The sequence below is a fragment of the Pseudomonas sp. MD195_PC81_125 genome (assembly GCF_014060985.1).
Classification (GTDB): Bacteria; Pseudomonadota; Gammaproteobacteria; order Pseudomonadales; family Pseudomonadaceae; genus Aquipseudomonas; species Aquipseudomonas parakoreensis.
Window position 1 is genome coordinate 1 of the sequence record NZ_JABULD010000064.1, and the last position, 8721, is coordinate 8721.

Sequence of the window (8721 nt, forward strand, 5' to 3'; positions counted from 1 at the left end):
TCCCCACTTTGGAACGCATTTCCATGTGGGAGCGAGCCTGCTCGCGAAGGGGCCGGTTGCCTCAACACTTAATTTTCAGGATGTCCCCATGCACCAACTGATCCTCGGCGGCGCCCGCTCCGGCAAAAGTCGCCTGGCGGAAAAACTCGCCAGCGACAGCCAGCTGGCGGTCACTTACATCGCCACCAGCCAGCCGCTGGACGGTGAAATGAACGAGCGGGTCGCTCATCACCGCGCCCGGCGTCCGGCCGAATGGGCACTGATCGAAGAACCCGTAGAACTGGCCCGCGCCCTGCGTGAAAACGCCGGCGCCGAGCGTTGCCTGTTGGTGGACTGCCTGACCCTGTGGCTGACCAATCTGCTGATGCTCGATGACGTCGCGCGGCTCGCCGCCGAGCGTGAAGCCCTGCTGGACGGCCTGGCGTCATTGCCGGGAGAAATCATTTTTGTCAGCAACGAGACCGGAATGGGTGTCGTGCCGCTGGGCGAATTGACTCGCCGCTACGTCGATGAAGCCGGTTGGCTGCATCAAGCTCTGGCCGAGCGTTGTCAGCGAGTCGTCCTGACCGTCGCCGGCCTGCCCCTGACCCTGAAAGGACCTGCGTTATGACTCAAGCGTGGTGGTTGAACCCGTGCCAATCCGTGAATGCCGAGATCGTTGAACAAGCGGCGGCGCGCCAGCAGCAACTGACCAAACCGGCCGGCTCCCTCGGTCGCCTCGAAAGCGTGGCGGTGCAATTGGCCGGATTGCAGGGGCAGATCAAACCGACCCTCAAGCAGGTCTGGATCGCGATTTTTGCCGGTGATCACGGTGTGGTCGCGGAAGGTGTTTCCGCATTTCCGCAGGAAGTCACCGGGCAGATGCTGCTCAACTTCGTCAGCGGCGGTGCGGCGATCAGCGTGCTGGCGCGCCAGCTCGATGCGCAGCTGGAAGTAGTCGATCTGGGCACCGTGACACCGACGTTGAATCTGCCGGGCGTGCGTCATCTGAACATCGGCCCGGGCACGGCGAACTTCGCCAAAGGCGCGGCGATGACCCAGGCGCAGGGCGAACTCGCCTTGCAGGCCGGTCGTGACAGTGTGCTGCGAGCCAAAGCGGCCGGCGCACAGTTGTTCATCGGCGGCGAAATGGGCATCGGCAACACCACTGCCGCCAGTGCGCTGGCGTGTGCCTTGCTCGATTGCCCGGTGGCGCACCTGACCGGTCCCGGCACCGGGTTGAACGCCGAAGGCGTCAGCCATAAAGCACAAGTGATCGAGCGCGCACTGGCGCTGCACGCGGCGCAACGTGGCGATGCGCTGCAAACCCTGTTCAACCTCGGCGGTTTTGAAATTGCCGCACTGGTCGGCGCGTACCTGGCTTGTGCGCAGGAAGGCGTCGCGGTGCTGGTCGACGGCTTTATCTGCACGGTCGCTGCGTTGGTCGCGGTGCGGCTAAATCCGGCCTGCCGCGAGTGGCTGCTGTTCGGCCATCGTGGCGCCGAGCCGGGCCATCGTCACGTGCTGGAAACCCTCAATGCCGAACCGCTGCTGGAACTCGGTTTGCGTCTGGGCGAGGGCAGCGGGGCGGCGTTGGCTGTGCCGCTGTTGCGTCTGGCCTGCGACCTGCACGGGCAGATGGCGACGTTCGCTGAAGCGGCGGTAGCGGATCGTCCGGCATGACGTTGCGTCTGGACCTGCTGCGCCACGGTGAGACTGAGCTGGGCGGTGGGCTGCGCGGCAGTCTAGATGATGCGCTCACTGAAAAAGGTTGGGCGCAGATGCGTGCGGCGGTGATCGCGGGCGGGCCGTGGGACCGACTGGTCAGTTCGCCGCTGCAGCGTTGTGCGCGGTTTGCCGCCGACCTGGGCAAGCAGTTGGGGCTGCCGGTTCATTTGGATAAAGATCTGCAAGAACTGCATTTCGGTGCCTGGGAAGGGCAGAGCGCAGTGGCACTGATGGAGACCGATGCCGAGGCGCTGGGGTTGTTCTGGGCCGATCCGTATGCGTTCACGCCGCCACAGGGTGAGCCGGTCAGTGATTTTGCGGCGCGCGTGCTGGGCGCGGTTGCGCGGTTGCATCAGGCCTATGCTGGTGAACGCGTTCTGCTGATCAGTCATGGCGGGGTGATGCGTCTGTTGCTGGCGCAGGCGCGAGGTTTGCCGCGTGAGCAGTTGCTCAATGTCGAAGTCGCGCATGCTTCGCTGTTCGCGCTCAGCGTCGAGGCCGATGGCGTGCTCAAGGAAGGTCACTGAGATGCTGCCACTGTGGATCGCCCTGCAATTTCTCAGCAGCCTGCCGATTCGTCTGCCGGGGATGCCGGAGCCGCAACAACTCGGGCGTTCGCTGCTGTTTTATCCGTTGGTGGGGCTGCTGTTCGGGGTGATCCTCTGGGCATTCAACCTGGTATTGGCCGGCGCGCCGTTGTTGTTGCATGCGGCGCTGTTGCTGGCGGTGTGGGTGCTGCTCAGCGGCGCGCTGCATCTGGATGGTCTGGCTGACAGCGCCGACGCCTGGCTTGGTGGTTTCGGTGATCGTGAGCGCACGCTGACGATCATGAAGGATCCGCGCAGCGGGCCGATTGCCGTGGTGACGCTGGTGTTGGTGTTGCTGCTGAAGTTTTGCGCGTTGCTGGCGCTGGTCGAGCAAGGGCACGCGGTGATGTTGATCATCGTGCCGCTGCTGGGGGCGCGCGGCGTTGCTGGGGCTGTTTCTGACTACGCCGTATGTTCGCGCGGGTGGGTTGGGGCAGGCGTTGGCTGATCATCTGCCGCGCCGGGCCGGTTGGTGGGTGCTGGGGGCAAGTGCGCTGGCCTGCTTGCTGATTGCCGGGGTGAAAGCGATTGTTGCGCTGGTTGTCGCGTTCGTCGGGTTTGTCTGGCTGCGGCAGGTGATGATGCGGCGGTTGGGCGGGACCACGGGCGATACGGCGGGAGCATTGCTGGAATTGCTGGAGGTGGCGGTGCTGGTTGGGGTTGTGTTGGTCTGACAGGTGCCTGTTGCCTGTTCGGACCTCATCGCTGGCAAGCCAGCTCCCACAGGTATTGGGGCGTTTGCAGATTTTTTGAACACTTGCAAAAAAACTGTGGGAGCTGGCTTGCCAGCGATGGGGATGTGTCAGACGCCACAATCCTTATTGATAAACTCATGTGTAACTTGATTTAACACAGTCGCGGGTATATACACGCATCATGCTTCCTTCTCAGTGTTTGTGCACCAACCTGCGTCGCGCCGCTCGTGGCGTCAGCAGGCATTACGACGACGCTCTCGACGGCTTCGGGATCAACGTTGCCCAGTATTCTTTGCTGTGCAACCTGCAGCGTCTGAATCAACCGAGCATCTCGGAACTGGCCGAAGCCATGGGCCTGGATCGCAGCACTTTGGGGCGCAACCTGCGGGTACTCGAAGGCGAGGGCCTGGTGGCGCTGGCCGAGGGCGAGGACATGCGCAACCGCATCGTCCGGCTCACCGAAACCGGTGCACAGCGCCTTGCGGCAGCGCTGCCGGCCTGGGAAGCGGCGCAACAGCGATTGATCGATCGCCTGGGCGCCGAGAAGCGTGAAACCTTGCTGCGACTGTTGGACGAACTGGCCTGAAGGCCGGTTTTTCCGGATTTAAGCGGGTATATACCCGCGAACGGAGAATAACAATGACATCGATGTGGCGTACGTGCGGTTGGGTGTTGCTGGGAAGTGCGCTGATTCTGGCGTTGTCATTGGGCGTGCGGCACGGCTTCGGCCTGTTCCTGTCGCCGATGAGTGCACAGTTCGGCTGGGGGCGCGAAGTGTTTGCCTTCGCCATCGCTTTGCAAAACCTGATCTGGGGTCTGGCGCAGCCGTTCACTGGCGCGCTGGCTGACCGATTCGGTGCGGCCAAAGTGGTGCTGGTCGGCGGCGTACTCTACGCCCTGGGCTTGGTGTGCATGGGTCTGTCCGATTCGGCGCTGACCTTGTCGCTGAGTGCGGGTCTATTGATCGGTATCGGCCTGTCCGGCACCTCGTTTTCGGTAATCCTCGGCGTGGTCGGGCGTGCGGTGCCACCGGAAAAACGCAGCATGGGCATGGGCATTGCCAGTGCCGCCGGCTCCTTCGGTCAATTTGCGATGTTGCCGGGCACACTGGGTTTGATCGGCTGGCTCGGCTGGTCGGCGGCGTTGCTGGTGCTGGGCCTGCTGGTGGCGCTGATCGTGCCGCTGGTGAGCATGCTCAAGGACAAGCCGCTGCCGGTGCTGGGCCATGAGCAGTCTTTGTCTGAAGCACTGCGCGAAGCCTGTTCGCACTCGGGCTTCTGGCTGTTGGCATTCGGCTTTTTCGTCTGCGGCTTCCAGGTGGTGTTCATTGGTGTGCATCTGCCGGCCTATCTGGTTGATCAACATCTGCCGGCAACCGTCGGCACCACGGTGCTGGCGCTGATCGGTCTGTTCAATATCTTCGGCACTTACACTGCCGGCTGGCTCGGCGGGCGCATGTCCAAGCCGCGTCTGTTGACGGCGTTGTACCTGTTGCGTGCAGTGGTGATCGTGCTGTTCCTGTGGCTGCCGGTGACGACGACTTCGGCGTACCTGTTCGGCATGGCCATGGGCTTCCTGTGGCTGTCGACGGTGCCGTTGACCAACGGCACGGTGGCGACCTTATTTGGTGTGCGCAATCTGTCCATGCTCGGCGGTATCGTGTTCCTCTTTCATCAACTTGGCTCGTTCCTCGGCGGCTGGCTGGGTGGCGTGGTGTATGACCGTACTGGGAGTTATGACTTGATCTGGCAAGTGGCGATTCTCTTGAGTCTGCTGGCGGCCGCGCTGAACTGGCCGGTACGCGAGCGTCCGGTGGCGCGTCTGCAGCCGGCGGTCGGCGCCGTATGAAGCGTTCCTGGCCGCGCATCGTCTTTACCGCACTCGGCGCGCTGTTGCTGGCGCTGGTGTGGTGGGGCTGGCATCAGGGCGGCCTGGCGTTGATGCAGTTGGGCCTGGGCGCTTGCTTGTAGGCTTGGATGGCGAGTAACGTCGGGAGTCTGATGACTGCTCAAAGGATGCCCGACATGCTCATGCGCTGGTGTGCTGTACCTGCGTTGCTGATGGCGTTGACCGGACTGGCCCAGGCGGCTGATTGCCCGGAGGCGCTGCAAGGTTCGTTGCCCAAGTTGCGCGCAAAGGAATCCGTCGATCTGTGCCAGCGCTACGCCGGCAAACCACTGGTGGTGATCAATACCGCCAGTTTCTGTGGCTTCGCCCCCCAGTTCGAGGGCCTCGAAGCGCTCAATCAGCATTACAAGGCGCAAGGCCTGGAAATGCTCGGCGTGCCGTCCAATGACTTCAAGCAGGAGTCCAAGGACAGCGCCGAAACCGCCAAGGTCTGCTACGCCAACTACGGCGTGACGTTCACCATGACCGAGCCGCAGAAGGTCCGAGGCGACGATGCGACTCATCTGTTCAAGGTGCTGGCCGAACAGAGCAGTGCGCCGAAGTGGAATTTCTATAAGTACGTGATTGATCGTCAGGGCAAGGTGATCGCGAATTTCTCCAGCCTGACCAAGCCGGATGATCCGGAGTTTATCGCGGCAGTTGAAAAGGCCATTGCCTCAAAACCACTGCAACCCTGACCCTGTAGGAGCTGCGGAACGCTGCGATCTTTTGATCTTAAAAAACAAAGATCAAAAGATCGCAGCCTCGTTTCACTCGACAGCTCCTACAGGTTGTAAATCTCAGGCACAAAAAAGCCCCGCTTTCTGCAAAGAGAGCGGGGCTTTTCTGTGGGCGAGGGTTTAGCTTCGCCGTGCAGCATCAGAAGCGGTAGGTAGCGCCGACGCCGAAACCGTTTGCCGAGTTTTCATACTTGGCGTCGTAGGTCTGGCCACGATTGTTCTGGTTGTGGACCTTGACCGACTCTTCTTTCAGGTACGAGTAAGCCACGTCGATGGTCAAGTCTTCGGTCGGGCTCCAGCCGGCACCGATGCTGAAGATTGTGCGGTCGCCAGTAGGGATGCGTGGCGAGCGGTCGACGTTGTTGGTCGGCGACTGGTCGAAGGTCAGACCGGTACGCAGTACCCATTCCTTGTTCAGCTGGTACGAAGTACCCACGGCGTAAGCCCAGGAGTCGTGCCAGTTCTGCTCTTCAGTGATCTCGCCGAACTGACCGGCCAGCAGCGGCTGCACGCCGGAGTTTTCAACGGTGATCTTCTTCAGCTGGCTCCAGCGGGTCCAGGTCGAACCGGCGTAGACGTTCCAGCGATCATTGATCGCCTGAGTCACCGAGAAGTCCACCGATTCAGGGGTGGTGATCTTCAGCGAAGCGTCGTACTTCTGCTCGGCGCCCAGACCGACTGCGCCCAACACGCTGTAATTGACCTTGGTGTTGCCTTCGAGCTTGTAATCGACTTTCGAGTGGTAGGTCAGACCCAGACGCGTGGTGTCGGTGGCTTGTACCAGCACGCCGATGTTGTAGCCCAGCGCGGTGTCGTCACCCTTGATCTTGACCTTGCCGTCCGGCGCGGCCTGGGTGATCGACAGGTTGGATTCCAGCGTACCGTCGATACGGTTGATGGTCGGACCGAAACCGATCGACACCACATCGTTGAACTTGTAGCTGACAGTTGGCTGGAAAGTGATGACTTGTACTTCGGACTTGCTGCCGAAGTAACGGCCGCCAAAGCCTTTTTCATAGTCGGTAATCAGGCCGAACGGCACATAAACGCCGAGGCCGAATGCCCAATGCTCGTCGATCGGTTTGACGTAGAAGCCCATAGGTACGGAGGTGAAGGGCACCATGTCGCCTTTGTTGCTGCCGCCGTTAGGGCTGGAGCTGGCGTCGCTGATATCGGTCTTGGCATCGAGGAATGCAACACCGCCGGTGACTTGTTCACGCGTGAGGCGCGACATGCCGGCAGGGTTGCCATAAACAGTGCTTGCGTCGTCGGCAGAAGAGGATCGCCCAGCGTAACCAGTACCCATCCCGCTGATGCTGTGTTCGTTGATGGCAAAGCCAGCTGCGAAGATCTGGGTGGATGCCATGGTAACGGCGAGGCTAAGGGTGGTTTTGAGCATGACTTTTTTCATTATTAGAACTCCTGGTGATCACCGGGGCGAAAATTACCAACATTTTCGTTCCAGCGCTATAGTCCCTATGCCTTGAGTTAGAGCGGTTTTGTAGGACAATCCGACCAGATTCGCGACCTGTTGAGCGATCTTTCAAAACTCGCCAGTCAACAAGCGACCTGATTCACCGGTGAAACACACGTTTGCCAAGCGTAGGTGAAGTCGCGCAGACGGCCTTGCGGCTGGAAGGTCTGACGCCAGATTCGCGCCATGCCTAGCAGATCGCCCCGGGGCGGGGAGGGTGGGGTGTTGTTCTTCTACCAGCAGCCAGGCGATGGCGGTGGCGTAACGCAGATTGACGGTCAATTCCAGGTGCGGGCCGCTAAGAAAAGCATGCTGGCTGGCGAGACCGCGAACAAGGCTCGCGCGCTCCGGATCCAGAGCCAGGTAGTGATCCCAAAGGGCTTGGTGGCGATGCTCGGCAATCCGGTAGAGGCCATGGCCACGCCGATCATGCAGGGCGGAGCCGAGGGCGGACTGGCTGGCGGCGATCCCCAGCAGCAGGGATTCGGCGGTTGCGCAGTGACGTCCCAGATAAATCAATGTGGGACGGATCACGTAGCGACACAGTTCGCTGGCAGCGATACCCATAATGCCCTCGATTCTTGTAATGGGGCGGCGAAACCTGAAGGGGCTTTGGCAGCGGTGGATCGACTCAGGCTCGCCGGAAGCGGATCAAGCCGCTTGAGTTGAAGTGTAGTGTCATATTCACGACGTAAAGGCCTGTTTTTAAAATATTTCCAACAGCGAGCGAAAAGCGTTATATCCGATGGTGCTTAGGCACCGGCGGCTAAAAGCGAAACATCGGGCAATAAAAAACCCCGCATTGTGTGCGGGGTTTTTGCTTTTGCAGCCTTTTCGGCTCTCAGGCAATCAACGCCTGACGCGTACGATCAATAATGGCCTGCAGCGGCTCGGCGCTGGAGTATTGATCGGGGTACAGACGCTCGCTGTGGCGGGCGATTCCGTGTTCATTGACCACGGTGAAGCTGAAGCAGCCTTTGCGAGCGGCCATGATCAGGCAGTTCATTGGGGCAAAAGCGTTGGTTAGGGTGCGAATGGCATCCTGAGTCTGGATTTGAGTAGACATAGTTATTAGGTGTTCCTACAAATGACACGGATAAGAACCGTGCAACGTTAAAACGTTCCAGTAATGTCGACCACCATTGGTCGAACAAAGAACCCGACTGGAACAAAGCAGCCAGTTTGAAGCGCTATTAAGTTGGCGCGCTTGGGCTGGCAGGTAGGTACTTAGGAGGACAGGCAACACATCGAGGGCAGAGGTTCTGGGCCCGGGGTGAAGATCCTGATCAATTTGCAGGTTGGTTCGGTCAGAGTAAGTGGTCTTCGCAGCACCCTTTGCATTCATTCAAAGGCTGTGCTGGCGCAAGATTTACCTGGAAACCATCGAGGGGTCGTTCCCGCTTTTTTCGGTGAAGGGCTTCTGGGAAGAAGGTTGACCGTGGGGATGTGTTCGACCGGAATTGACTTTCAGCTTGGTACTAACGCCGCGGATAGTAACGGAACGTCCTGGGCAATGCAAACCCTGCGGCAAAAAAAAGATTTCGGCCGGTGGCGCGAATCATGGGTGACAGGGCTGGCCTTCGCGAGCAGGCTCGCTCCCGCAGGAGAACAGGGACCGAATGTGGGAGCGA

General features: G+C 60.3%; 10 protein-coding genes and 2 pseudogenes. 9 read left to right on the forward strand and 3 right to left on the reverse strand.

The genetic code is table 11. The features are described 5' to 3' along the window. Positions 1-88: 88 nt before the first annotated feature. From cobU to HT737_RS03165, 8 genes and pseudogenes are all read left to right on the forward strand, one after another. Positions 89-610, forward strand: coding sequence for a bifunctional adenosylcobinamide kinase/adenosylcobinamide-phosphate guanylyltransferase (cobU, locus tag HT737_RS03135; protein ID WP_182401397.1), 522 nt, complete (start codon positions 89-91; stop codon positions 608-610). After that, positions 607-1662 (forward strand): nicotinate-nucleotide--dimethylbenzimidazole phosphoribosyltransferase, encoded by a 1056-nt coding sequence (cobT, locus tag HT737_RS03140; protein WP_182401399.1) that lies wholly within the window; start codon positions 607-609, stop codon positions 1660-1662. The genes cobU and cobT overlap by 4 nt, the downstream gene beginning before the upstream one ends. Beyond that, positions 1659-2234, forward strand: coding sequence for an alpha-ribazole phosphatase family protein (gene cobC, locus HT737_RS03145; RefSeq protein ID WP_182401401.1), 576 nt, complete (start codon positions 1659-1661; stop codon positions 2232-2234). Before cobT ends, cobC begins: the two co-directional genes overlap by 4 nt. A gap of 1 nt (position 2235) precedes the next feature. Next, positions 2236-2968 (forward strand): annotated as a pseudogene (locus HT737_RS03150) (adenosylcobinamide-GDP ribazoletransferase). Between the two features lie 202 nt (positions 2969-3170). Continuing rightward, positions 3171-3575, forward strand: a complete 405-nt coding sequence (locus HT737_RS03155) for a MarR family winged helix-turn-helix transcriptional regulator (protein WP_182401403.1) — start codon at positions 3171-3173, stop codon at positions 3573-3575. A gap of 53 nt (positions 3576-3628) precedes the next feature. Continuing rightward, the gene (locus tag HT737_RS03160) at positions 3629-4837 is read left to right on the forward strand and encodes an MFS transporter (protein ID WP_121184424.1); all 1209 of its coding nucleotides are present in this window, start codon (positions 3629-3631) and stop codon (positions 4835-4837) included. Then, positions 4834-4959, forward strand: coding sequence for a hypothetical protein (locus tag HT737_RS31640; protein WP_275588967.1), 126 nt, complete (start codon positions 4834-4836; stop codon positions 4957-4959). Before HT737_RS03160 ends, HT737_RS31640 begins: the two co-directional genes overlap by 4 nt. Before the next feature lie 54 nt (positions 4960-5013). Next, the gene (locus HT737_RS03165; protein WP_047292891.1) at positions 5014-5574 is read left to right on the forward strand and encodes a glutathione peroxidase; all 561 of its coding nucleotides are present in this window, start codon (positions 5014-5016) and stop codon (positions 5572-5574) included. Positions 5575-5755: 181 nt separating this feature from the next. Here HT737_RS03165 and HT737_RS03170 read toward each other — a convergent pair whose 3' ends face one another. The 3 genes and pseudogenes from HT737_RS03170 to HT737_RS03180 all read right to left on the reverse strand — a co-directional run bounded on the left by HT737_RS03170 (position 5756) and on the right by HT737_RS03180 (position 8156). Next, positions 5756-7027, reverse strand: a complete 1272-nt coding sequence (locus tag HT737_RS03170; RefSeq protein ID WP_182401405.1) for an OmpP1/FadL family transporter — start codon at positions 7025-7027, stop codon at positions 5756-5758. 146 nt (positions 7028-7173) lie between these two features. Continuing rightward, a pseudogene (locus HT737_RS03175) lies at positions 7174-7657 on the reverse strand (hypothetical protein). A 274-nt stretch (positions 7658-7931) separates the two neighbouring features. Then, positions 7932-8156, reverse strand: coding sequence for a hypothetical protein (locus HT737_RS03180; RefSeq protein ID WP_007962908.1), 225 nt, complete (start codon positions 8154-8156; stop codon positions 7932-7934). 207 nt (positions 8157-8363) lie between these two features. Here HT737_RS03180 and HT737_RS31145 point away from each other — a divergent pair. Next, positions 8364-8721 (forward strand): hypothetical protein (locus tag HT737_RS31145; RefSeq protein ID WP_220459296.1); only part of this gene is annotated, 358 nt, incomplete at its 3' end.

What these genes read in the sequence shown, in the direction of transcription:
- cobU (WP_182401397.1), top strand. Translation starts at nt 89, where the DNA reads ATGCACCAACTGATCCTCGGCGGCGCCCGCTCCGGCAAAAGTCGCCTG.
- cobT (WP_182401399.1), top strand. Translation starts at nt 607, where the DNA reads ATGACTCAAGCGTGGTGGTTGAACCCGTGCCAATCCGTGAATGCCGAG.
- cobC (WP_182401401.1), top strand. Translation starts at nt 1,659, where the DNA reads ATGACGTTGCGTCTGGACCTGCTGCGCCACGGTGAGACTGAGCTGGGC.
- HT737_RS03155 (WP_182401403.1), top strand. Translation starts at nt 3,171, where the DNA reads ATGCTTCCTTCTCAGTGTTTGTGCACCAACCTGCGTCGCGCCGCTCGT.
- HT737_RS03160 (WP_121184424.1), top strand. Translation starts at nt 3,629, where the DNA reads ATGACATCGATGTGGCGTACGTGCGGTTGGGTGTTGCTGGGAAGTGCG.
- HT737_RS31640 (WP_275588967.1), top strand. Translation starts at nt 4,834, where the DNA reads ATGAAGCGTTCCTGGCCGCGCATCGTCTTTACCGCACTCGGCGCGCTG.
- HT737_RS03165 (WP_047292891.1), top strand. Translation starts at nt 5,014, where the DNA reads ATGCTCATGCGCTGGTGTGCTGTACCTGCGTTGCTGATGGCGTTGACC.
- HT737_RS03170 (WP_182401405.1), bottom strand. Translation starts at nt 7,027, where the DNA reads ATGAAAAAAGTCATGCTCAAAACCACCCTTAGCCTCGCCGTTACCATG.
- HT737_RS03180 (WP_007962908.1), bottom strand. Translation starts at nt 8,156, where the DNA reads ATGTCTACTCAAATCCAGACTCAGGATGCCATTCGCACCCTAACCAAC.